Annotated in this window: 21 protein-coding genes; 13 read left to right on the top strand and 8 right to left on the bottom strand. The window is 72.9% G+C overall.

The genetic code is table 11. The features are described from left to right. Positions 1-32: 32 nt before the first annotated feature. The 3 genes from Athai_RS16230 to Athai_RS16220 all read right to left on the bottom strand — a co-directional run bounded on the left by Athai_RS16230 (position 33) and on the right by Athai_RS16220 (position 4,646). Positions 33-1,991, bottom strand: a complete 1,959-nt coding sequence (locus Athai_RS16230; protein WP_203962255.1) for a vWA domain-containing protein — start codon at positions 1,989-1,991, stop codon at positions 33-35. Positions 1,992-2,186: 195 nt separating this feature from the next. Continuing rightward, the gene (locus Athai_RS16225; protein WP_239156970.1) at positions 2,187-3,599 is read right to left on the bottom strand and encodes a sigma 54-interacting transcriptional regulator; all 1,413 of its coding nucleotides are present in this window, start codon (positions 3,597-3,599) and stop codon (positions 2,187-2,189) included. 54 nt (positions 3,600-3,653) lie between these two features. Then, positions 3,654-4,646 carry a phosphatase PAP2 family protein gene (locus Athai_RS16220; RefSeq protein WP_203962253.1) on the bottom strand — a complete coding sequence of 331 codons (993 nt, stop codon included), beginning with the start codon at positions 4,644-4,646 and terminating at the stop codon, positions 3,654-3,656. A gap of 700 nt (positions 4,647-5,346) precedes the next feature. On the opposite strand from Athai_RS16220, the gene Athai_RS16215 reads away from it, so the two are divergent. Beyond that, positions 5,347-5,820 carry a GNAT family N-acetyltransferase gene (locus Athai_RS16215; RefSeq protein WP_203962252.1) on the top strand — a complete coding sequence of 158 codons (474 nt, stop codon included), beginning with the start codon at positions 5,347-5,349 and terminating at the stop codon, positions 5,818-5,820. Positions 5,821-5,865: 45 nt separating this feature from the next. On the opposite strand, the gene Athai_RS16210 is transcribed toward Athai_RS16215, so the two are convergent. Further along, entirely contained in the window at positions 5,866-6,693 is an 828-nt protein-coding gene (locus Athai_RS16210) for an NAD(P)H-dependent oxidoreductase (protein ID WP_203962251.1), read from the bottom strand. Between the two features lie 99 nt (positions 6,694-6,792). On the opposite strand from Athai_RS16210, the gene Athai_RS16205 reads away from it, so the two are divergent. Then, a complete protein-coding gene (locus tag Athai_RS16205; protein WP_203962250.1) occupies positions 6,793-7,785 on the top strand; it encodes a GlxA family transcriptional regulator in 993 nt (330 codons plus the stop codon). 83 nt (positions 7,786-7,868) lie between these two features. On the opposite strand, the gene Athai_RS16200 is transcribed toward Athai_RS16205, so the two are convergent. Continuing rightward, positions 7,869-8,585 carry a VIT1/CCC1 transporter family protein gene (locus tag Athai_RS16200; protein WP_239156969.1) on the bottom strand — a complete coding sequence of 239 codons (717 nt, stop codon included), beginning with the start codon at positions 8,583-8,585 and terminating at the stop codon, positions 7,869-7,871. Between the two features lie 60 nt (positions 8,586-8,645). After that, positions 8,646-9,641: a LacI family DNA-binding transcriptional regulator gene (locus Athai_RS16195; RefSeq protein ID WP_203962249.1), complete on the bottom strand. Its 996-nt coding sequence runs from the start codon at positions 9,639-9,641 to the stop codon at positions 8,646-8,648. A 236-nt stretch (positions 9,642-9,877) separates the two neighbouring features. On the opposite strand from Athai_RS16195, the gene Athai_RS16190 reads away from it, so the two are divergent. The 5 genes from Athai_RS16190 (at position 9,878) to Athai_RS16170 (ending at position 14,071) form a co-directional block, all read left to right on the top strand. Then, the gene (locus Athai_RS16190) at positions 9,878-10,945 is read left to right on the top strand and encodes a glycoside hydrolase family 172 protein (RefSeq protein WP_203962248.1); all 1,068 of its coding nucleotides are present in this window, start codon (positions 9,878-9,880) and stop codon (positions 10,943-10,945) included. A gap of 2 nt (positions 10,946-10,947) precedes the next feature. Then, positions 10,948-11,829 carry an ABC transporter substrate-binding protein gene (locus Athai_RS16185; RefSeq protein WP_203962247.1) on the top strand — a complete coding sequence of 294 codons (882 nt, stop codon included), beginning with the start codon at positions 10,948-10,950 and terminating at the stop codon, positions 11,827-11,829. Beyond that, positions 11,760-12,269: a type 2 periplasmic-binding domain-containing protein gene (locus Athai_RS16180; RefSeq protein ID WP_203962246.1), complete on the top strand. Its 510-nt coding sequence runs from the start codon at positions 11,760-11,762 to the stop codon at positions 12,267-12,269. Before Athai_RS16185 ends, Athai_RS16180 begins: the two co-directional genes overlap by 70 nt. Before the next feature lie 61 nt (positions 12,270-12,330). Further along, positions 12,331-13,218 carry a carbohydrate ABC transporter permease gene (locus tag Athai_RS16175; protein WP_203962245.1) on the top strand — a complete coding sequence of 296 codons (888 nt, stop codon included), beginning with the start codon at positions 12,331-12,333 and terminating at the stop codon, positions 13,216-13,218. Further along, positions 13,205-14,071, top strand: a complete 867-nt coding sequence (locus tag Athai_RS16170) for a carbohydrate ABC transporter permease (protein WP_203962244.1) — start codon at positions 13,205-13,207, stop codon at positions 14,069-14,071. The genes Athai_RS16175 and Athai_RS16170 overlap by 14 nt, the downstream gene beginning before the upstream one ends. Before the next feature lie 134 nt (positions 14,072-14,205). Here the strand turns inward: Athai_RS16170 and Athai_RS16165 are convergent, their stop codons facing one another. Then, on the bottom strand, positions 14,206-15,396 hold the full coding sequence (locus Athai_RS16165; protein WP_203962243.1) for an FAD-dependent monooxygenase: 1,191 nt from the start codon (positions 15,394-15,396) through the stop codon (positions 14,206-14,208). 76 nt (positions 15,397-15,472) lie between these two features. On the opposite strand from Athai_RS16165, the gene Athai_RS16160 reads away from it, so the two are divergent. Further along, complete coding sequence (locus Athai_RS16160) at positions 15,473-16,180, top strand: TetR/AcrR family transcriptional regulator C-terminal domain-containing protein (RefSeq protein WP_203962242.1); 708 nt, start codon at positions 15,473-15,475, stop codon at positions 16,178-16,180. Positions 16,181-16,211: 31 nt separating this feature from the next. Here the strand turns inward: Athai_RS16160 and Athai_RS16155 are convergent, their stop codons facing one another. After that, complete coding sequence (locus tag Athai_RS16155; RefSeq protein ID WP_203962241.1) at positions 16,212-17,120, bottom strand: LysR family transcriptional regulator; 909 nt, start codon at positions 17,118-17,120, stop codon at positions 16,212-16,214. Between the two features lie 101 nt (positions 17,121-17,221). Here Athai_RS16155 and metE point away from each other — a divergent pair, with 101 nt between their 5' ends. The 5 genes from metE to Athai_RS16130 all read left to right on the top strand — a co-directional run bounded on the left by metE (position 17,222) and on the right by Athai_RS16130 (position 23,232). Beyond that, on the top strand, positions 17,222-19,507 hold the full coding sequence (metE, locus tag Athai_RS16150) for a 5-methyltetrahydropteroyltriglutamate--homocysteine S-methyltransferase (RefSeq protein WP_203962240.1): 2,286 nt from the start codon (positions 17,222-17,224) through the stop codon (positions 19,505-19,507). Positions 19,508-19,596: 89 nt separating this feature from the next. Further along, positions 19,597-20,067 carry a hypothetical protein gene (locus Athai_RS16145; protein WP_203962239.1) on the top strand — a complete coding sequence of 157 codons (471 nt, stop codon included), beginning with the start codon at positions 19,597-19,599 and terminating at the stop codon, positions 20,065-20,067. A 386-nt stretch (positions 20,068-20,453) separates the two neighbouring features. Further along, positions 20,454-21,473 (top strand): LacI family DNA-binding transcriptional regulator, encoded by a 1,020-nt coding sequence (locus Athai_RS16140; RefSeq protein WP_239156968.1) that lies wholly within the window; start codon positions 20,454-20,456, stop codon positions 21,471-21,473. Beyond that, positions 21,470-22,396, top strand: a complete 927-nt coding sequence (locus Athai_RS16135; protein ID WP_203962238.1) for a carbohydrate ABC transporter permease — start codon at positions 21,470-21,472, stop codon at positions 22,394-22,396. The genes Athai_RS16140 and Athai_RS16135 overlap by 4 nt, the downstream gene beginning before the upstream one ends. Further along, positions 22,393-23,232 carry a carbohydrate ABC transporter permease gene (locus tag Athai_RS16130; protein WP_203962237.1) on the top strand — a complete coding sequence of 280 codons (840 nt, stop codon included), beginning with the start codon at positions 22,393-22,395 and terminating at the stop codon, positions 23,230-23,232. The genes Athai_RS16135 and Athai_RS16130 overlap by 4 nt, the downstream gene beginning before the upstream one ends. Positions 23,233-23,236 lie beyond the last annotated feature (4 nt).

Here is a 23,236-nt window from a genome sequence, read left to right as displayed (position 1 = left end):
TCCCCATCCGCCGGCAGCCAAGCCAACCGTGTTCAGGTTCGGCGGCGGGAGCGCAGGTAGTCGCTGACCACCGCGGCGCCGAGACCATCCGGGTCCGGGGTCACCACCCGGCCGCCGGTACGCCGCGCCACCAGGTCGACGAACGCCCGCAGGCTCGGGTCCTCGCCGAGCATGAACACCGTCACCGCGGCGCCCAGCCGTGCCAGGTGATCCAGCTCCGCGACGGTCACCCGGAGGGTCTCCGGGTCCGGCGGGTAGTCGAAGCGCCCGTCGCCGTCCGGGGTCAGCCGCGCGGTCGGCTCGCCGTCGGTGACCACCAACAGCACCGGCTGCGCGTCGGGGTGCTTGCGCAGGTGCCGGCCGGCCAGCAGCAGCGCGTGGTGCAGGTTGGTGCCCTGCTCGTACGCGCCGTCGAGGCCGACCAGTTCCTCGGCGGAGACGGTCCGGGCGAGCCGGCCGAACGTGATCAGCTCCAGCGCGTCGGTGCGGAACCGGGTGCGGACCAGCTGATGCAGCGCCAGCGCGGTGCGCTTCATCGGCACCCAGCGCCCCTCGGCCACCATCGACCAGGACGTGTCCACGCACAGCGCGACCGCGGCCCGGCTGCGCGCCTCGGTCTCCGCGATGGCCACGTCGGCCAGCGCGAACGGCGCGTCGTCGGCCGGGTCGGCGGCCCGCCGCAGCACCGCGTTGCCCAGCGTGCGCGGCACGTCCCAGGGCTCGGTGTCGCCGAAGCGCCACTCCCGGCTCGCGCCGGTCGGCTCTCCGGCGGCGCCGGCCAGCCGGGTGTCACGCTGACCGGAACGTGCCGACAGCTGCTGCGACACGTCCCGCAGTGCGGTCTCGCCGAGCCGGCGCAGCGCCCGCGGCGAGAGCCGCAACGAACCGTCCGCGGCCCGCTCGAACAGCCCGTCCGCGCGCAGCGCCTGCTCCAGCTCCGCCAGCCGGCGGGCGTCGGCCACCGACCGCGGCCCGAGGGTACGCTCCAGCGCCTCCAGGTCGATGTCGGCCAGCTGCGCACCCGGGTACGACTGGGCCAGCTGCTCGGCCAGCGCATCCAGGTCGGCCAGCTCGCCCATCGCCCGACTCGCCTGGCCCAGCCCGAGCGGCTGATCGCCGTCGAACTCGGCCCCGCCGGACCAGTCCAGGTCCGGCCGCAGTGCCTGCAACTGCGCGTCCAGCTCGGCGAGCGCGGCGCCGATCCGCGGATCGCCGAACGCCTGCGCGGACAGCTCGGCCAGTTCGGCGCGCTGCTCCTCGGTCAGCGAGTTGAGCAGCCGGGACGCCTGCGCCGAGCGCTGCGCCAGCGACTCGATCAGCTCGTCGATGCTGCCCGGCCGTTCCGGGAAGAACTCGCCGTGCTGGCGGATGAACTCGGCGAACCGGCGGTCGATGTCCGGCTCACCGCGGGCATGCGCGGCAAGCAGCGCGTTCAGATCGGCGAGCATGTCCGCGACCCGGGCCACGTCGGCGTCGGTGACCTGCCGCATCGCGTCCCGCATCCCGGCGAACCGCTGGTCCAGCAGCTCCCGGCCGAGCAGCCGCTGGATCTCGGCGTACGCCGCGGCGCCCTCGGCGCTGCGCCAGTCGTAGCCGGCGAGCTCGCGCACCGCGCCGGCGGTGTCGGCCGGCAACGCGTCCAGCTGCATCTCCCGGAACCGCGCGTCGTCGGAGCGTTCCGCGGCCAGCGCGTCGCGCTCGTCCGCCAGCGCCTGCCGCAGCAGCTGGTCGACCTGCCGCAGCGTGCCGTCCAGCCGGTACCGGGAGCGCAGCTCCCGGCGCCGCTCGTGCACCCGGCGAGACAGCTCGTCCAGCCCGGCCCGGTCGCCCAGACCGCGGCGCAGCAGCTCGCGCAGCGCCGCCGACGGGGACGCGCCGGCCAGCACGTCGTCGCCGATGGCGTCCAGCGCGGCAGCCGGATCGTACGGCGGGGCCAGCGGGTCCGGGCCGCCCAGGAACCGGGAGTAACGGAAGGACGGATCGGAACTCATCGACGTTCCTCCTTGGTCGGAACGCCGATGAGGCACGACACGCGATGCTTCTGGTTCGTTCGCTGGCGCTCGCTCACTGACGTTCCTCCTTGGTCGGAACGCCGATGAGGCACGACACGCGATGCTTCTGGTTCGTTCGCTGGCGCTCGCTCATCGGCGTTCCTTCCACCGCGGTCGCGGGGTCCACCGGTCCGGTCACGCTCCGTACACCACCGTGTCGGGGTCGGCATCGGTCGGTTGCTTGGCCAGCCGGCGGGTCAGGTAGAGGTGCTCCAGGGCCAGCTCGACCGCCGCCGCGCGGGCCCCGTCACCCGCGTCGGCCGGCAGCTGCAGCCGGTCCACCAACTCGTCGAGCACGCGCAGCTTCGGCAGCGCGGCGAGCACCTCGCCGGCCGGCACCCGTTCGCCGGTGAGTACCTGGTGGCCGTCGGAGACCGCGTCGGCGAGTTCGGTCAGGTCGAGCCCGGACAGCCGGGACCGGCCGGTCTCCGCGACCGCGCGACGCAGCAGGTAGTGCAGCAGCTCGTCCTCCCGGCCCTCCTCGCCGGGCTCGAACTCCAGCTTGCCGCGCAGCACCCCCGGCACCGTCGTCAGGTCGACCGGCCGAGCCACTGCCGGGTCCTCGCCGGTCAGCGCGGCACGGCGCAGCGCGGCGGCGGCCACGGTCTCCGCTGCGGCGATCGCGAACCGGGCCGACACGCCGGAACGCTGGTCGATCGAGGTCGACTCGCGCAGCAGCCGGGACAGCCGCGCCACCACCTCCAGCAGGGTGTCCGGCACCTCGGCGACCAGCTGCGCCTCCTGCCGGACCAGTGCGATCTCGGCGGTGACCGTCGGCGGATAGTGGGTGCGGATCTCGGCCCCGAACCGGTCCTTGAGCGGGGTGATGATCCGTCCACGGTTGGTGTAGTCGTCGGGGTTGGCCGACCCGACCAGCAGCACGTCCAGCGGCAGCCGCAGGTTGTACCCGCGGACCTGGATGTCGCGCTCCTCCATCACGTTGAGCAGCGCGACCTGGATCCGCTCGGCCAGGTCGGGCAGCTCGTTGACCGCGATGATGCCGCGGTGCGCCCGTGGCACGAGACCGTAGTGGATGGTCTCCGGGTCACCGAGGCTGCGCCCGGCGGCGACCTTCACCGGATCCACGTCGCCGACCAGGTCGGCCACGCTGGTGTCCGGCGTGGCCAGCTTCTCCGCGTAGCGTTCGGAGCGGTGCCGCCAGGCGACCGGCAGCTCGTCGCCGAGCTCGGCGGCCCGCCGCAGCGACGCCGGCGTGATCGGCTGGTACGGGTGTTCGCCCAGCTCGGCGCCGTCGATGACCGGGGACCACTCGTCGAGCAGACCGGCCAGGGCGCGCAGCAGACGGGTCTTGCCCTGGCCGCGCTCGCCGAGCAGCACCACGTCGTGCCCGGCGATCAGGGCCCGCTCCAACTGGGGCAGAACGGTCGTGTCGAAGCCGACGATGCCAGGCCAGGGATCCTGGCCCGCGCGCAGCCGGGCGAGCAGGTTGTCACGGATCTCGATGCGGATGCTGCGGTACCGGTGACCCGAGGCGCGCAGCGCGCCGGTCGTGCGGGGCAGGTGTTCGGGTGCGATGGGAGTCGTCACCCGCACCACGCTACGGCGGGATCGTCGCTCGCGGCCACGCCCGCGGCCGGGCGGCTACTCGTGATCGTCGCGGACCCGGATCGGGCCGCTTCGCGCGTGCGGGTGCCGGCCCGCCGGGCCGGTGCCCCCGGGCCGGCGCTGCACCGGCGTGTCGGACCGGACCGGCGGCCCGGCCGGCCGGCCGGTGGACCAGATCCGGGCCAGCGGGCCCGGGCGTCGCCCGGCGGACAGCTGGGCCCAGGACGCCGGCACGAGCGCGGGCAGCGTGCGCCGCGGCTCGTCGGACTCGATCCTGCTCGGCTGCTCGGACCGTCGTCGCCAGGGTGGCAGCGGCATCGTGTCGAACGGGATGCGGTAGAGCACCCGGCTCAGGAACAGCCCGAGCGGGATCGCCGCGACCACGTCGGTCAGCCAGTGGTAGTCGATGTACACCATGGTGGCCGCCACCGTCGCCGGCGCGCCGAACCGGACCAGCCAGTAGATCGCCCGGGGTAGGTACGGCCCGATGAGCAGCATCAGCGCCCCGTACCAGACGATCGCGTTGCCGGTGTGCCCGGACGGGTAGGCCATGCTGTACGGCCCGGAGGGGTGCGCGAACATCTCCACCGGACCGTGGTGCGGCACGGCGCGGTTGCTCCACACCTTGATCGGGCCGATCACCAGGTAGGTGAGCAGGAACGCGGCGGCCGGCACGAACACCGGCCGGATGGTGCGCCGGCGCCAGGCCAGGAACACCGCGATGGCGAGGGTGCCGTAGGTCAGCGGGCCGCCCTGGCCGAGGCAGCTCAGCGCGTATCCGGTCCACCAGCTCAGCGCGTTGCGGTGGTTGTCCGACCAGTGCAGCGCGGCGGTGTCGAGAGCCAGGATGTGCCGCTCGTTGAAGATCAGCGGGATGGTGATCGCCACGAAGATGGCGACCAGCACCACGTCGAACCACCAGCCGGTCGGCCGCACCCGCGGCGGCACCGCGCGGTGCGCGCCAACGGCACCTCGCGGTCGCGGAATCTGCGTCCCCGGACTCACCAGCCGGTTGCCTCCCGTGGTCATGGCCCCTCACACGCGCGTCGTGCTCCGGCCCCCGTAGCCGTCGCGGTGCCTACGGCCGCAGTCCCGGCCGTAGGCACCGTAGGACATCATCGCAAACCGGACCCGCGGGCGGCCAACCGCCGGGGCCGAGGTCACATCTGTGCTCAACGAGCGGTGGTGTTATCGGGACTCGCGGTCAGGACAATCGCCCATTGCCGCCCGAACTGCCACACCCACCCGGAGACACCCTGTGCCGTCGCCGCACCCCCCGGTGGCACCGCACGGACCCCATCCGGCGGGGCCGGGTGAAGTCGCCGTCGACAACCGTGCCGACGACGCCGTTGTCGTCGGACCGGCCGGGACGCTCCCCAGCATGCCCGACCGGCTGCCGATCGACCACATCGGACGGTGTCGTGGCGGAATGTCTCAGCAAACACACGGCATTTCCGATGCCGACACCGAGCCACCGAGCCGCCGTCCCAGCCGCTCGCACCGCACCGCGCGTGCCTCGCGCTGTCCACCCCGCGCTGTCCACCGTGGTGCGCCGGCCGGCGTCACCGCCTCGGGTGTGCGGCCGGCGGCATGACCTGCGGCGGGCTCCGGTCGCCCCGCCTCTCCGGTCAGTATGGACCGACCGGTCTCGGCTCGCGGCTGCGGAGGTCCGTCGCCCGTCCGGCGGGCGTTCGGCCGCGACTCCGGCTCGGGCGTAGCGTCGGAGATCATGGATGTCGAGATTTGCACCGACCCGGGCCGACTGGACCGGGAGCGGATCTTCCGGTGGCTCTCGAAGGAGTCGTACTGGGCCCGCGGCCGGTCCCGGGTGAAGGTGGACCGTGGCATCGAGCAGTCCCTCAACTTCGGCGCCTACCTGGACGGCGAGCAGGTCGGGTACGCCCGGCTGGTCACCGACGAGGTCGAGTTCGCCTGGCTCTGCGACGTGTTCGTGGACGCCGGCGCCCGCGGCCGGGGCGTCGGCAAGGCGCTGCTGGCCGCGGTCCGGGAGACGCTGGTACCGCTGGGTCTGCGGCGCGTCATGCTGGCGACCGCGGACGCGCACGGTCTCTACGGGCAGTTCGGCTTCCGACCGCTGGCCGATTCGGACCGTTTCATGGAGCTCCGCAGCGACGACGGTGCACCGGCGCCGGGCTCCAGCGGGGCCGACGCGGACACCGGCGTTGCGTCGACGGACGGCTGAGCCGCTCCCGACCCGCACGCCGGCCCGCTCCGGACCGCCCGGTGGTCACGGCAGCGGTACGGTCCCAGCCGCGGTCTTCGGCGCCCGGTGCTCCTCGTCGCCGTCGGTGCTGTGCACGGCGGGGCCGGTACGGCCCGGGGCGAGGTCGGCGCGCAGCACCAGGTCGGCGTCGTAGTCGCCGCCGCGCTCCGACCGGTACGGCAGCGGCGGGGTGTCGGCCAGGGTGTGCAACCGGTCGGTCAGCTCGGTGCGCATCGCCTCGTAGCGTTGCGCGCTCACCCGGTTCGCGCCGGTGAGCAGCAGCGGTGGCAGCACCTGCATCCCGGTGTAGTGGAAGGTGCCGTGCAGCAGGCCGAACAGCGTGTCGGTGAGGTCACCGTGGATGCCGCGCGGTCCCAGGCTCGGGCCGTGCGCGCCGACGGTGACCACGGCGAGGGCGCGGCGGCCGGCGAGCGTGCCGTCGCCGTACCGGCGGATCCGGCCGGTGTCGCGATCGGTCACGCCGTAGCCGAACCCCTTGACGAACACCCGGTCGAACCAGCCCTTGAGGATGGCCGGCAGGCCGTACCACCACAGCGGGAACTGCACCACGACGGTGTCCGCCCAGCGTAGTTTGTCCTGTTCGGTGCGGATCTCGGCGGGCAGGGTCCCACCCCGGTACGCGCGGTGCGACGCCGCAGCCACGTCCAGCCGAGCGCCGGGCGGCTCGGCCGGGTAGTCATCGCGTCGGACCACCGGGTCGAAGCCCATCGCGTACAGGTCCGACTCGCGGTACAGGTGGCCGAGCGCGGCGAGGGTGCGCAGCCCGTCGGCGCGCAGCGCGCCGGTCAGCGACCGCGGCTCCGGATGCGCCGACACCCACAGGATCTTCACCGCGAACCTCCTCCATCGGTTGCGTTCACGCCTCCACCGTGCCGGGCCCGGGCCCGGCACGCGATTGGCCCGAAGGCCAACATGTGCAAGGATCAGGCCATGCCTGCCACCCCACCGCCGCCCGGCCGCCGGCCGCACCGGGTGGCCGTGCTGGTCCGGGACGGTGTGGTGCCGTTGGAACTCGGTCTGGTGCATCAGGTGCTCGGGCGAGCCCGGTCGGCCACCGGCGACCCGCTCTACCGCGTGCTGACCTGCACGCCGGTGCCCGGCCCGGTGCGTACCGACGCCGACTTCCCGATCGTGGTCGAGCGGGGGCCGGACACCGTGGGTACCGCCGACACGGTGCTGGTCCCGGCCGCGCACGCGCCGGGTGCCACCGACGAGACCGGCCGGCTGGACGCGCGGCTCGCCGCGACGCTCGCGCAGCGGCGGGCGGGCAGCCGGATCGCGTCGATCTGTACCGGTGCGTTCGTGCTGGCCGCGGCCGGCCTGCTGGACGGGCGCCGGGCAACCACCCACTGGCGGTCCGCGCCGCTGTTCCGCACGCTGTTTCCCGCCGTGCGGCTGGACCCCGACGTGCTGTACGTGGACGAGGGCGAGGTGCTCACCTCGGCCGGCGAGGCGGCCGGCATCGACCTGTGCCTGCACCTGGTCCGGCGCGACCACGGTGCCGCGGTCGCCAACGAGATCGCTCGGGACACCGTGGTCGCGCCGCACCGCGAGGGAGGCCAGGCGCAGTACATCCGGCAGCCGGTGCCGGCGGCGACCGCCGCGACGACCGCGGCGGTCCGCGAGTGGGCGCTGGCCCACCTGGATCGCCCGCTGCCGCTCGCCGAGCTGGCGCGGCGCGGCTCGATGAGCGTGCGCACCTTCACCCGGCGGTTCCGTGCCGAGGTCGGTGTCGCGCCGGGGGAGTGGCTGCTGCAGCGCCGGCTGGAACGGGCCCGCGAGTTGCTGGAGGGCACCGACGTGCCGGTCGACCGGGTCGCCGCGCAGGCCGGCTTCGGTACCGCGGCGTCGCTGCGCGCCCACCTCGCGACCGCGTTGCACACCTCACCGTCGGCCTACCGCGCCGCCTTCCGTGGCCGCTGACAACAGCGGTCGCGCGCCGGCCGTGGCTGCCCGGCGCGGGTGGTCACCGGTACCGGCGGCCGGGCCCACCGGTAGCGACCCGATCAGGCCGCGGTGGTACCGAACGCGTGGCCGATGCCGAAGGTGACCAGCATTGCGATCGCGCCGCCGACGACGACCCGGACCGCGGCCCGGCCTGCGGGGGCGCTGCCGAGTTTCGCCGCGACGGTACCGGTGATGGCGAGCGCCACCAGCACCACGGCGAACGTGATCGGGGTGCGCAGCCCGTGCGGGGGCAGCAGGATCGCGGCGAGCGGCAGCAACGCGCCGACGGTGAACGAGATCGCCGAGGCGATCGCCGCGTGCCACGGGTTGGTCAGCGCCTCCGGGTCGATGCCCAGTTCCGCCTCGGCGTGCGCGGCGAACGCGTCGTGCTCGGTCAGCTCCTTCGCGACCTGCTGGGCGGTCTCCGGCCGCAGCCCCTTCGCCTGGTAGATCGCGGTCAGCTCGGCGAGCTCGGCGTCGGCGTCCTCGCGCAGCTCGCGGCGCTCCTGCCGGAGCAGGGCCCGTTCGGTGTCGCGCTGGCTGGACACCGACACGTACTCGCCGAGTGCCATCGAGACCGCGCCGGCGGCGAGGCCGGCCAGCCCGGCGGTGAGGATCGGGCCGCGGGCGGCGGTCGCCGAGGCGACACCGACCACCAGCCCGGCCGTCGAGACGATCCCGTCGTTGGCGCCGAGCACGCCGGCACGCAGCCAGTTCAACCGCTGTCCGAGCGAACCGGTGTCGTGCGGCTCCTGGTGCCCCGGCACCTCGACCATCGCATCCACCCCCGTGGGCAGGCTACGACAGGTGGGCCGACCGGGGTGCGCGGCGCACCGTCAGGGCCGCCGTGAGCTGGCCCGGGCGTGCAGGGTGGTGTGCAGGGTGGCGGTCTCCGGCGGCCGGTCCGGGTCGTCGATGCGCGCCTTGAGCAGGGTCGCGGCGGTGCGCCCGAGCTCGTACGTCGGCTGGGTGACGGTGGACAGCGGGGGCCGGATGAAGGTGGCCCACGGTACGTCGTCGAAGCCGACGACGCCGACCTGCTGCGGGATGCGGATGTCGTTGTCCGCCAGGCACTCCAGGGCACCGACGGTCATCAGGTTGTTGGTCACGAAGACCGCGTCCGGTGCCGGCCGGGTGGCGAGCAGGCTGGCCATCGCCGCGTACCCGCCGTGCTGGCGGAAGTCGGCGTGCCGCGAAAGCGAAGGGTCCGGTTCGATGCCGGCCGCCCGCAGCGCCGCCCGGTAGCCGCGCAACCGCCGGCTGGCGGTACTCAGCCGGGCCGGGCCGGTGATGCACGCGATGCGTCGGAAACCCTGCTCGACCAGGTGTGTGGTGGCTTGTCGGGCACCGTGTTCGTTGTCCACCAGGACGGTGTCGACGGCGAGGCCGCGGGGTCGCCGGTCGATCGCCACGACGGCGCGGCCCGCCGCGTGCAGCGCGGCGAGGTTCTCGGTGCGGCTGGTCGGCGAGACGATGAAGCCGGAGATCTGGTCGGCGAGCAGCGCGCGCAGGTAGTCGGCCTCCTTGTCCGGGTTCTCGTCGGAGTTGCACAGCACGACCGAGTAGCCGAGCCCCTGGCCGACATCCTCGACGCCGCGCACCAGCGCGGTGAAGAACGGGTTGTTGATGTCGGAGATGACCACCGCCCACAGGTTGGTGGTGGCGCGGCGCAGGTTGCGGGCCAGCGAGTTGGGCCGGTAGCCGAGCCGCTGCGCGGCCGCGTTGACCCGGTCCCGCAGCCCGGCGTCCACTGTGGATCTTCCGTTCAGCACCCGGGACACGGTCGCCGGCGAGACGCCGGCTTGGCGGGCCACGTCGTAGATGGTCGGCATGGCCACCATCGTCCTCCCATCGTGTGCCGGGGCGCCGCACGCCCCAGGACGGCGGCCCCGGCGTCGATGGGGCGGCGCCGGCCCTTGACTGCCGGGGGGCCTCGCCCTACCTTACGAGAAATCGGTTTCTTGCGACAGGACGGACCGCGCCAGCGGGACGCCGGGTAGATCAGCGGACCGCGCCAGCGGGACGCCGAGGACATCAGCGGACCGCCGTGGCGGGCGCGGAGGACATCATGAGCACTCGAGGCACGGCCGGGATCGCCCGACTCACCGCGGGCCGGACCCGATCGATCAGCCCGGAGAACCCCACCGGCGCGCCCGGTGCCGGCGGGCGGGCCACCGAGGGTACCGGCGCGCACGCCGCGCGTGATCTCGGTCGCGGCTGGAAGGTCTCACCCAGCATCGAGATCGCCGCCGGCGCGACCACGGCGCTGGGCGAGATCGAGGGGCCGGCGACGATCCGGCACCTGTGGCTGACCACCCACCCGGACAACTGGCGCTCGCTGGTCCTGCGCATCACCTGGGACGGCGCCGAGGTGCCCGCGGTCGAGACCCCGGTGGGCGACTTCTTCTGTTCCGGCTGGGGCCGGTTCGCCCAGGTGTCGTCGGTGCCGGTGGCGGTCAACCCGCACGGCGGCTTCAACAGCTACTGGGAGATGCCGTTTCGCCGTTCCGCCCGGCTGACGCTGGAGAACCTCGGCACCGAGCCGGCGATCGTCTACTACCAGATCGACTACGAACTCGACGCGGTCGACGCCGACGCCGGCTACCTGCACACCCAGTTCCACCGCAGCAACCCGCTGCCGTACCGGGAGGTGCACCCGATCGTGACCGGGGTGCGCGGCGCCGGCCACTACGTCGGTACCTACCTCGCCTGGGGGGTCAACTCGCGCGGCTGGTGGGGCGAGGGGGAGCTGAAGTTCCACCTGGACGGCGACGACGAGTTCCCGACCATCTGCGGTACCGGCACCGAGGACTACTTCGGCGGCGCCTGGAACTTCGACGTGCCGGGTGCCGGCTACACCAGCTTCACCACCCCGTACCTCGGGCTGCCGCAGGTGATCGCGCCGGACGGGTTGTACGACAGCCAGCAGCGGTTCGGCATGTACCGGTTCCACCTGCCCGACCCGATCCGGTTCGGTACCGACCTGCGGGTCACCGTGCAGGCGCTCGGCTGGCGCTCCGGCGGCCGGTACCTGCCGCTGACCGACGACATCGCCTCCACCGCCTGGTGGTACCAGGCCGAACCGGGCGGCACCCCGGGCGACGAGCTGACCGCGGACGCGCTGGAGGTGTGTTGACCATGGGCGTCAGCCGCCGGTCGCTGTTCGGCGCGGGCGCCGGTGCGCTCGCCGCGCCGGCTCTGCTGTCCGGCTGCGGGTCGTCCGCCTCCGGCCGCAAGGAACTGGTCTTCTGGCAGTTCTACGCACCCACCCCGGTCGGCGGCTCGCCGGACGTGGTGAAGCAGAGCCAGTGGTTCACCAGGATGGTGAATGACTGGAACGCGCAGCACGAGACGAAGATCCGGCTGGAGTACGTCACGGTGCTCGGCAACCCGAAGCTCGCCACCGCGTTCGCCGCGGGGGAGGGGCCGGACATCTTCCTGCTCTCGCCGGGCGACTTCGCCCGCTACTACAACGGCGGCGTGCTCGCCGAGCTGACCCCGTACATGGAGCCGGCGGCGGTCAAGGACTTCTTCGCGCCGAACATGGCCACCCGCACCGCCGACGGCAAGGTGTACGGGCTGCCGATGGAGATCGAGCCGCTCGCGATGTTCTACTCCGAGCCGGCGATGGAGTCCGCGCACCTGGCCGAGTCCGACCTGCCGCGCACCTGGGACCAGCTGCTGGACTTCGGCGACAAGCTCAAGACCCGCAAGGCGCCACCGATCATGCTGCCCAACCAGCAGGGCTACTACCAGAACTTCACCTGGTACCCGTTCCTGTGGCAGACCGGCGCGGACGCGGTCACTCACGGCCACTCCGGCTTCGACTCGTCCGGCGCCCGGGCCGCGCTGAAGCTGTGGCAGGACTGCATCCAGACCGGTATCGCCCGCGCACCTCCCCGGTACCCGACAGCGACGCGGTCGCCGGCCTCGGCGGCGGGTACGCCACGATGTCGCTCAGCGGCATCTGGACGGTGTCGGCGTTCAAGTACCGCAAGCCGAAGTACCGGTACGGCGTGATCCCGCTGCCGAGGCCGGCCGGCGGCACCGCCCGGACCGCGCTGGGTGGCTGGGCCTTCGTGGCGAACGCGCGCGGCAAGGATCCGGAGACGGCGGCGAAGTTCTGCGTCTGGGCGCTCGGTTCGATGGAGCGGGACTCGATCCAGCGGGTCGTCGACTGGTGCACGGTGGCCAAGAGCGACATCGCCCCGCGCGCCTCGGCGCTCGCGGCCGGGCGCAGGTCCGGCGGGTACGACCATCCGGTGATGAGGAAGTTCGCCGACGAGATCTTCCCGACCGGCCGGGGCGAACCGCGCTACCCGCCCGTGGTGTACAAGGCGATCTCGGACGCGATCCAGCAGTGCGAGTTCGCCGGCGCCGATCCGGCCACGCAGGCCAGGCTCGCCAGCGACACCATCGACGCCTACCTCACCAGCTACCGGGGGGTGCAGATCCTGTGACCGATCTCGCGGTGGGGAAACGCTCGGCGCGCGAGGCGCCGACGACCCGCACGACCCCCGGTTGTCGCGCCGCAGCCGGGAACGCCTCGCGGCCGGGCTGTTCCTCGCGCCGGACGTGCTGGGCCTCGCGCTGTTCGTCGGTGTGCCGATGGTCGTGTGCATCGTGCTCGGCTTCTTCCAGGTCGACGGGTTCGGCGGCTACACGTTCATCGGGCTGGACAACTACCGGCGGATGTTCGCCGACCCGCTGTTCCTCGGCAGCCTGCAGACCACGCTGCTCTACCTGGTGGTGCTCATCCCCGGGCTGTTCGTGGTCAGCCTGGCGCTGGCGCTGCTGATCCGGCAGAAGTTCCCGCTGGTCGGGCTGTTCCGCGGAGCGTTCTTCGCGCCGAACGTGATCAGCCTGGTGGTGATCGGGCTGATCTGGAAGTTCATGCTCACCGACCAGACCGGCTTCGCGGTCCGGGTGCTGGGCTTCTTTCGGATCAGCTCGCCGAGCTGGCTGGGCAGCCCGCACCTCGCGTTGTGGATGGTCGTCGCGGTCACCATCTGGTTCGCGATGGGCTACTACATGCTGATCTTCCTGGCCGGCCTGCAGGACATCCCACGCGAGTACTACGAGGTCGCCACGATCGACGGGGCGAGCCTGTGGCAGCAGTTCCGGCACATCACCTGGCCGCTGCTGAAGCCGACCAGCTTCTTCATCCTGCTCACCTCGACCGTCTCGATGCTCACCGGCGGCATCGACCTGATCTACGTGATGACCTCCGGTGGCCCGGCGAACTCCACCTCACTGATCATCTACTACATCTACGAGCAGGCGTTCGTCTACGGGGAGTACGGCTACGCCTCGGCGATCGGCGCGTTCATCGTGGCGATCCTGCTGGCGTGGTCGGTCGGCCTGTTCGCGCTGACCCGGGGAGGGCGGTTCAACGATGCCCGCGACTGACCCGGCGCCCGCCGCCGGGGCGGCACGCCGACCGGCCCGCGCCCGGACCGCCAGGAGCGGCTGGGTACGGTTCGCCGTCGCGCTGGTGCTCGCGGTGGCGGCGGTGTTCCCGCTGCTGTGGATGGTGTCCGGCGCGTTCCGCACCCCCGACGACGTGTTCTCGCCGTCGCTGCTGCCGGCGCACCCGACGCTGCACAACTTCTCGTACGTGCTGACCCAGGTGCCGTTCCCGCGCTACCTGCTCAACAGCCTGATCGTGGCCGTGGTGGTCACCGTGGTGGCGCTGTTCTTCCACTCGATGGCCGCGTACGCGCTGGCCCGGCTGCGGTTCCCCGGCCGCGACACCGTGTTCGTGCTGATCTTCTCCACCCTGCTGATCACGTTCCCGGTGATCCTGGTGCCGCTGTTCCTGATCGTGCACACGCTGGGGATCCTGGACAGCTACGCGGGGATCATCATCCCGTCGATCTTCAACGCGTTCGGCATCTTCCTGCTCCGGCAGTTCTACCTGTCGCTGCCCAAGGAGTTGGAGGAGGCGGCGATCGTCGACGGCTGCGGCTACTGGCGGGTGTACTGGAAGGTCATCCTGCCGCTGTCCCGGCCGGTGTTCGCCGCCCTCGCGGTGCTGTTCTTCCTGGCCAACTGGAACGCGTTCCTGTGGCCGATGGTGGTCACCACCAGCACCGACCTGTCCCTGGTGCAGGTGGGGATCGCCGCGTTCCAGCAGCAGCACGCCGCGGACTGGAACTTCAGCCTGGCCGCGTCGACGATCTCGGCGCTGCCGACGCTGGGGCTGTTCGTGATCTTCCAGCGCCGCATCGTCGAGTCGATCAAGACCTCCGGCTTCAAGTGACCCGGCACCTTCGCCGGCCGCGAGCACCAGATGCTCCAGCCGGTCGGGTACCGCGACGGGCGACAGGGTGCCGACGATCACCGACGGTCGGCGCACCGGGCCGATGCGGGCGGGCCGCCCCGCGGTCCCGGTGCTCAGGCCGCGGCCTGGTAGTCGGGCAGGCCGGCGTCGGTGGCGAGCGAGGAGGTGCCGGACAGCATCATCCGGCGCACCAACCGGTTGGCGAACATGCCGTTGCGCAGCGTCAGCCCGTACCCGGTGGCCGGGGCGAGGAACCGGCCCGGGTGGGCGCCGCGCTGCCAGCGACCGGCGAACCGCCGCATCCGCCGCTCGTACGCGGCGAGTGCCGGCTGGTGCGCGCCGCCCGTCGCCGCCAGCTCGCCGGCCAGCACGTACCCGCCGACCACGCCGGTGCCGACGCCCATCCCGCCGAGGGTGACGCCCCACGCGGCGTCGCCGAGCAGCGCCACCCGGCCGGCGGTCCAGCGCGCGGCGTGCACCCGCGCGATCTCGTCGAAGTACAGTTCGTCGGCGTCGGCGAGCCCGGCCAGCAGTCGCGGCACGTGCCAGCCCATCCCGGACAGTGCCGCGGTGACGAATTCCTTCTGCGCGTCCTGGTCGTGCCAGTCGACGTTCGCCGGCCTGGACCGGAACACCGCCATCGCACCGGCGGTACCGGCGACCCGCAGGTCGGCCGCGACGCTTGCCATCCGGCCCGGCTCGTTGTACTGCCGGGAGGTGCGGTCGGCGCCGATGTCGTTGGGCAGCTCCCAACCGGCGATGTGGTAGCCGAGGTGCCGCACGAACCGCGACTCCGGGCCGAACGCGAGCCGGCGCACCGCCGAGTGCAGCCCGTCCGCGCCGACGACCAGGTCGTAGCGCTGGGTGTCGCCACCGGCGAAGCTGACCCGCACCCCGCTGTCCGTGTCGGTCAGCTCGACGATCTCGTCGCCGAACAGGTAGCGGCAGCTGCCGCGGCTGTGCTCGTAGAACACCCGGGACAGGTCCCGCCGGTACACCTCGATCTCGCCGCCGGTGAACTCGGCCGGCAGCGTGAAGATCTCCCGGCCGTCCCCGTCCACGCTGCACATGGCGTTGCCGCCGGTCTGCAGCGCCCGTAGCTCGTCGAGCACGCCCATCTTCGCCAGCACGCCGAGGTGGGTCGGGCCGCGGAAGTCGACCGCGAAGCCGCTCTCGCGCAGCGCTGCCGCCTTCTCCACCACGGTGACCTCGGCGCCGTAGTGCGCGAGCCACCAGGCGAGCGCGGGGCCGGCGACGCCGCCGCCGGAGACGAGGACCCGGTAGCCGTTCAGTGCCGCTGTCATGACCGCTCCTTAATTGTTTCCATCGGATACAGATTACTATAGACACAGATCTGATCCGGCGGCAAGGAGGAATCCGATGGCGGTACGCAAGGACGCGCTCGCGTTGCTGTGGGAGCGGCCACCGGCCGGCCGACGCGGCCCGAAGCCGACGCTCACGCACGACCGGATCGCCGCCGCGGGCGTCGCGCTCGCCGACGCCGAAGGGCTGACCGCCGTCACCATGCAGCGGGTCGCCGAGGCCCTGGAAGTGACCAAGATGGCGCTGTACCGGTACGTCCCCGGTAAGGCGGAGCTGATCGCACTGATGACCGAGGCCGCGCTCGGCGGCCCGCCGGAGCTGCCCGCCGGGCCGTGGCGGCCGGCGATGGACGCCTGGGCCCGGCACATCTTCGCCGGCTACCTGCGGCATCCGTGGGCGCTGTCCACCACCGTCGGCCCGCGGCCCGTCGGGCCGAACGAACTGGCCTGGATGGAGGTCGCCTGCGCCCGGCTGGCCGGTACCGGGCTGACCGGAGGTGAGATGCTCGACGTGGCCGCGACGCTGATCGGGCACGTGCGCTCGATCGCGCAGCAGGACGCGGCGGCGGGTTCGGCCAGCCCGGAGCGGAACCTGCAGGAGGGGATGGTGGCGGTGCTGCGCGCGCACCGGGACCGCTACCCGGCGCTCACCGCCGCGCTCGATGCGACCGTCGAGCACGGCGGCAGCGACCAGGCGCTCGACTTCGGCCTGGACCGCATCCTGGACGGCGTCGAGCTGCTCGTCGCCCGCCGCGACGGTTCCTGACCGGCCGCCGGACACGCGGTGGTCGGCGGTGTCAGCGGGTTTGCAGGAGTCGTTGGACGGCCTGGGCCAGGATCAGCACCGCCGGATCCTGGGCGTCCGCCGCCCAGGCCAGGCGGAACCGCAGCGGCGGTGGCGGCTCGGCCAGCGGTACGAACCGGACGTCGGGGCGGCGGACGGTGTCGGCGACCAGGCTCGGCAGGGGTAGCAGGGCGATCCGGGCGGCGACCAGATCCAGCGCCGCCGACGGGTCCTCCAGGTCGTCGGCGGCCGGGTACGGCGAGCGCGGCGGTAGCGCCGCGACCAGCGCCGGCCACGGTCCGCCGGCTGGGCGGTGGGCCGGTACCAGCACCCGGCGGCCGGTCAGTGCCGCCGGGCCGAGCGAGCGGCGCTGCGCCAGCGGGTCGCCGGTCGGTACCGCCAGCCGGTCGATCATCACGGTGAACAGCGGGATCGCGGTCAGGTGCAGCGGAACCGGTGCGGCCAGGATCGCGGCGGTGACGGTACCGGTGGCGGCCAGCTCGGCGGCCTCCCGCTGGCCGGCGGAGCGCAGCAACACCTCGGCGCCGGGCTGCCGGCGGGTCAGCCGCCGGGCGATCCGGGCCGCAAAGGTCCCCAGCATCGGCGGATAAGCAAGCGTGATCGTTGGTCCCGGCGCCGCCGACCAGCGGTCCGCGGCGGCGAGCAGCGCGCCGGCCTCGGTCAACAGCGACCGGGCCGGTGCGAGCAGCGCCTCACCCGCGGCCGACAGCCGCACCGACCGGCTGCTGCGCTCCAGCAGCCGGCAGCCGAGTGCCCGCTCGAACCGGCCGACCGCCTGGCTGATCGCGGGTTGGGAGAGCCCGAGCGAGCGGGCCGCGGCGGAGAAGCTCCGCAACTCGGACACGGTGACGAAGCAGCGCACGTCGCGCAGCGAGGGCAACCGCTCCAGCATCCCCGTCATGTCGTCACCAGCGATAAGTCTGTCAAATTGATCGACCGGGGCGGTTGCCGGGCTGGCTAGCCTGCCCGGACCCGTACGTCGCGAGGCCCGAGGAGAGCGCCATGCCGCAGCCAGCCACCCCGCACCGCCCGGTACCCGAGTCCGCCGGCCGGCGCCGCGTCGCCGCGCCGGAGTTCCCGGCGGCGACGATCCTCGGGTACCCGCGGATCGGCCCGCGGCGGGAGCTGAAGCGAGCGATGGAGGCGTACTGGGCCGGCAAGGCCGACCTCGCGCAGCTGCGCGAGACCGGTCGCCGGCTGCGCGCCGGGACCTGGACCGATCTCGCCGGGCGTGGCCTGGCCGGCCAGGTCTCCAACACCTTCTCCGACTACGACCAGGTACTCGACGCGGCGCTGCTGCTCGGTGCGGTACCCGACCGGTACCGGCGGAGCACGCCGGAGGACACCGTGTTCGCCGCTGCCCGCGGTGCGGACGGGCTCGCGCCGCTGCGGATGACCAAGTGGTTCGACACCAACTACCACTACCTGGTGCCGGAGATCGGGCCGGAGACCCGGTTCCGGGCCGACCCGGCCAAGCCGCTGGCCGAGTACGCCGAGGCGCGGGAGCTCGGGGTCGAGACCCGGCCGGTACTGCTCGGTCCGGTCACCTTCCTGCTGCTGTCCGAGCCGACCGCCGGCGCGCCGGCCGGGTTCACGCCGCTGTCCCGGCTCGACGCCGTGCTCGACGCGTACGAGCAGATCCTCGGTGCGTTGGCCGACGCCGGTGCCGGCTGGGTGCAGCTGGACGAGCCGGCGCTGGTCGCCGACCGCACCCCGGACGAGCTGGCCGCGACGGCCACCGCGTACCGGCGGCTCGGCGGGTTGGCGCACCGGCCGGCGCTGTTCGTCGCCTCGTACTTCGGCGCGTTGCGGGAGGCGCTGCCGGTGCTCGCCGCCTCGCCGGTGGAGGCGATCGGCCTGGACCTGGTCCGCGGCGAGCTGCCGGACGAGCTGGACGTGGTGCGGGGCAAGGTGATCGTCGCCGGTGTGGTGTCCGGCCGGGACGTCTGGCGAACCGACGCGACGCGGGCCAACGAGCAGCTGGACCGGCTGCGCGCCGCGGGCGTGCCCGTCTCCGTGAGCACCTCGTGCTCGCTGCTGCACGTGCCGTACGACCTGGCCGCGGAGACCGACCTGCCGGCGGACCTGACCGGGCAGTTGGCGTTCGCGGCGCAGAAGGTGGACGAGGTGGTGGCGCTCGCCGCCGGCGACACCGGTACCGGGACCGTCCCGGCCCCGGTACCGGCCGCCGCCCCGGCCGCGCTTCCCCCGGTCACCGACCGCTCGCCGTACCCGGTGCGGGCCGCGGCGCAGGCCGCGCGGCTGGCGTTGCCGGACCTGCCGACCACCACGATCGGCTCGTTCCCGCAGACCGGCGAGCTGCGCGCCGCCCGCGCCGAGCTGGCCGCCGGCCGGCTCGACCCCGCCCGGTACGACGCGATCATCGAGGCCGAGATCGACCGGGTGCTGGCGCTGCAGGAGCAGCTCGGCCTCGACGTGCTGGTGCACGGCGAGCCGGAACGCAACGACATGGTGCAGTACTTCGCCGAGCACCTGGACGGGTTCGCGGTCACCGGCAACGGCTGGGTCCAGTCGTACGGGTCGCGCTGCACCCGGCCGCCGATCCTGCACGGCGAGGTGCGCCGGACCGGGCCGATCACGGTGCGCTGGGCCCGCTACGCGCAGTCCCGGACCGACCGGCCGGTCAAGGGGATGCTGACCGGACCGGTGACGATCGTGGCGTGGTCGTTCGTGCGCGGCGACCTGCCGCTGCGCACGGTGGTGCACCAGGTCGCGGAGGCCGTCCGGGGTGAGGTGGCGGATCTGGAGGCGGAGGGTATCGGCATCGTGCAGGTCGACGAGCCGGCGCTGCGCGAGCTGCTGCCGCTGCGCGCCGCCGAGCGGGACGACTACCTGGACTGGGCGGTCGCCGCGTACCGTCGGGCGACCTCGGGTGCCGGTGACGACACCCAGATCCACACCCACCTCTGCTACTCCGATGCCGACGAGGTACTCGCGGCGATCGATGCGCTGGACGCCGACGTGACGAGCATCGAGTCGGCGCGCTCGCACGGCCGGATCCTGGTCGAGCCGGCGCTGCGGTCCTTCGCGCGCGGCCTGGGCCCCGGCGTGTACGACATCCACTCGCAGCGGGTGCCGTCGGTCGTCGAGATCGCCGACGAGCTGCGTGCCGCGCGGGTGGCGCTGCCCGCCGGCCGGGTGTGGGCGAACCCGGACTGCGGGCTGAAGACCCGGGGCTACGCCGAGGTGACCGAGGCCCTGCGCAACCTGGTCGCGGCGGCGCGGGAGGTGCGCCACGCGGCAACTGTGCCCGTTCGGCGCGATTGAACCCTTTAGGGTATATAGACGTATTCATCATGATGTGCTTCGATGGTTCTGAAACTTCTTCGTGTTTCGTCGCCAGCGAGGAGGCCCCCATGAAGCCCGTCCGTACCCTCGTCGGCCTGACGGTCGCGGCCAGCGCGGCGCTGCTGCTCGGCAGCAACGCCGCCTACGCCGCGGGCGGCCAGGTCGACGGCTCGATCACCGTCGCCGGCTCGACCTGCACCTGGACCAACGCCAGCACCAGCGACGTACCGCCGAACACGCTGACCATCGACCACACCACGGTGTCCGCGAGCTGCGGCGGCAGCATCAGCGCCAGCCTCGGCAACGACCCCAGCGTCACGTTCGACGACTCCACCGGTACCGCGACCTCGCCCGAGATCGACGTCTCGGCAACGGTCGCCGGCATCTCCTGCGGGTACCAGGTGACCGACCTGACGGTCAGCCGGCAGAGCGGCACCCGCACCTACACCGGCGGGCCGTACACGGCGGCCAAGACGTCCGGCAGCTTCCTGTGCCCGGGCAGCGAGACCGTCGACTCGGTCTCCCTCACCTTCCACTGAGCACTCCACACCTTCCACTGAGCGCTCCACGCGCCGCCCGGCCGGGCAGTACGGCCGGCCGGGCGGTGCGGCCGGCCCGCGGGCCGGCCCGATCGGAGCCCGCCGCGGCGACGACCACGATGGTCGTCGCCGCGCTTCGGGTACCGGGCCACCGTGCCGGCCGAAGATGACGCACGGTAGTCCGCCTGCGTACGGTTTCGGGTGCCCGGCAGGGTGCGCCGCCCGGCACCCGCGAAAACCCCCGCCCGAACTGTCGGGTACCGCCGTAACCTGCGTGTTCTCCCCGCGAAATCGACCGTTGACGTGCTCGGAGGCGTGCGGTAGCTTGCCGCTGTAGTCGTTTACAAGAACGTTTTCAGCTGGTCATCCGGGAGAGGAGCGGTGGGTTGACGCTGTCCGCACGCCCTACGCTCAGTCAGGTCGCCGACCTGGCCGGGGTGTCCGTCGCCTCGGTGTCCCGGGTCCTCAACGGCCTGCCGGCGAGCCCCGAGATGACCACCCGGGTGCGCGCCGCCGTCGACTCGCTCGGGTACACCCCGGACGCCCGGGCCCGGTCGCTCAAGGTCGGGCGCACCGAGCAGCTCGTCCTGGTGGTGCCGGACGTCGGCAACCCGGTCTACACCGGGTTGATGCGCGCGGTCGCCGCCGTGGTCAAGGACGCCGGCTACCGGCTGCTGCTGTCCACCGGCAACTCCGAGGTGGCCGAGGAGATCGCCATCCTGGACGGGCTGTCCAGCGGCTACGCCGACGGCGTGATCATCAGCCCGCTGCGGATGACCGAACCGATCCTGCAGGCGCTGCAACGGCTGCGGCACCCCGCCGTGGTCATCGGTACCCCGCCCGCGGCGGTACCGGTGGACGCGGTGCAGGCCGACTCGGCCGCCGGCGTGCAGCTGGCGATGCAGCACCTGGTGGACACCGACCGGCGCCGGATCGCGTTCGTCAACGGTCCCGTCGACACCGTGCCGGGCAGCGCGCGACAGCGCGGTTTCGACCGGGCCGACGAGCGGCTGCTGGCCGGCGCCGGGCGGCGCTACGCGGCCGGCGCGTTCACCGTCGACGCCGGTCGGCAGATCGCCGAACGGGTGCTCGACGACCGACCCGACGCCGTGCTGTGCGCCAACGACCTGCTCGCCTTCGGCGTGATGCGGGTGGCGCACTCGCGCGGCATCCGGGTGCCGGACGAGCTCGCCGTGGTCGGCATCGACGACACCGACCTGGCCGCGGTCGTCTCACCCGGCCTGACCAGCGTCAACCTCGGTTCCGGCGAGCGCGGTGCGGCCGCCGCCCGGCTGCTGCTGGACCGGATCGCCGACCCGGACCGGCCCGCCGAGCGGGTCGTCGTCGACCCGTGGCTGACCGTCCGCGAGTCGTCCACCCCGGCACCGCAGGAAGGGGTCCGATGAGCCAGCACGCGACACTCGACCCGCCGGTACCGGCGCCCGCCGCGCCGGCGGCCCGCCGGCGCCGGCGCGACGCGGGCGGCACCATCCTGGTCCTGCCGGCGTTGATCCCGGTGGCGCTGCTGTCGGTCTGGCCGCTGCTGCAGGGCATCTACCTCGCCTTCACCGACACCACGGCCGGCCGGCCGGGCGCGTTCGTCGGGCTGCGCAACTTCGCCGACCTCGGCTCGTACGGGCTGTTCTGGGACTCGTTCCGGATCGGCCTGGTCTGGGCGGTCTCGGTGACCGTGCTGCAGTTCCTGCTCGCGCTCGGGCTGGCGCTGCTGCTCAACATGAGGCTGCGCGGAGCCGCGTTCGCCCGGGTGCTCGCGCTGATCCCGTGGGCGATGCCGCCGGTGATCATCGCGATCATGTGGAAGCTGATGTACGACCCGCGATCGGGTCCGGTGAACGGGATCCTGTCCACGCTGGGCATCATCGACCACAACGTCAACTGGCTGGGCGACTTCTCGACCGCGCTGCCGGCGGTGATCTTCGTCGGCGTCTGGGTGGGGATGCCGGCCACCACCGTGGTGCTGCTGGCCGGGTTGCAGTCGGTCGACCCGGCCGTGCTGGAGGCCGGCGCGGTCGACGGTGCCAGCAGCTGGCGCCGGTTCTGGCACATCGTCCTGCCCTCGCTGCGCCCGGTGATCGTGGCCATCACCACGCTCGACTTCATCTGGTCGTTCAACGAGTTCGGCCTGGTGTACGTGCTCACCGCCGGTGGGCCCGGCGGCAAGACGATGCTGCCGATGCTGTTCGCGTACAACGAGGCGTTCAAGTACGGCAACTTCGGGCTGGCCGCCGCGATGGGAGTGGTGATCGTCGCGGTGATCGTGCTGCTGATGTTCGTGTACCTGCGTGCGCAAAGGCGGGCCGCCCAGTGACTCCACGTCGCCTCACCGTCGGCCGGGCGCTGTCCTACCTCGCACTCGCCGGCTACGTCGTGCTGCTCGGCTTCCCGCTCGTCTGGCTGCTGTCCACGTCGTTCAAGACACCCCGCGAGCTGGCGTCGCTGTCGCCGAGCCTGCTGCCGGAGTCGTTCTCGCTGACCAACTTCCGGTCCGCGATCGAGCAGCAGGACCTGCTGCGGGCCGGGGCGAACAGCCTGATCGTGGCGGGCTGCACGACCGCACTGGTGATCCTCGTGTCGGTACCCGCCTCGTACGCCCTGGCGCGGTTCCGCAGCCGGCTGCGGGGCGTGGCGATGGGGTGGATCCTCGTCTCCCAGGTGTTCCCGATCATCCTGATCGTGGTGCCGCTGTTCCTGATCCTGAAGCAGTTCGGGCTGATCGACTCGCTGGTCGGCCTGGTCCTGGTCGACCTGGTCTGGTCGCTGCCGTTCGCCCTGTGGATGCTGCAGGGCTACGTGGCGAAGATCCCCGCCGAGCTGGAGGAGGCGGCGGCGACCGACGGTGCGAGCCGGCTGCGCACCCTGACCTCCATCGTGTTCCCGCTGCTGCTGCCGGGCATCGCAGCCACCTCGATGTTCGCGTTCGTCCTGTCCTGGAACGAGTTCTTCTTCGCGCTCGTGCTCATCCAGGATCCCACGCTCAACACCCTGCCGTTGGCGCTTGCCCGCTTCGTCGGCCAGGAGGGCCAGGTACAGCTCGGCCCGCTCGCCGCGGGATCGCTGCTGTCGATGATCCCCAGCCTGGTCTTCTTCGCGCTGATGCAGCGCCGACTGACCTCCGGCCTGCTGGCCGGCGCGGTCAAGGGCTGACCCC

This window comes from Actinocatenispora thailandica, assembly GCF_016865425.1.
Classification (GTDB): domain Bacteria; phylum Actinomycetota; class Actinomycetes; order Mycobacteriales; family Micromonosporaceae; genus Actinocatenispora; species Actinocatenispora thailandica.
This window is presented reverse-complemented; position numbering and strand designations above follow the sequence as displayed.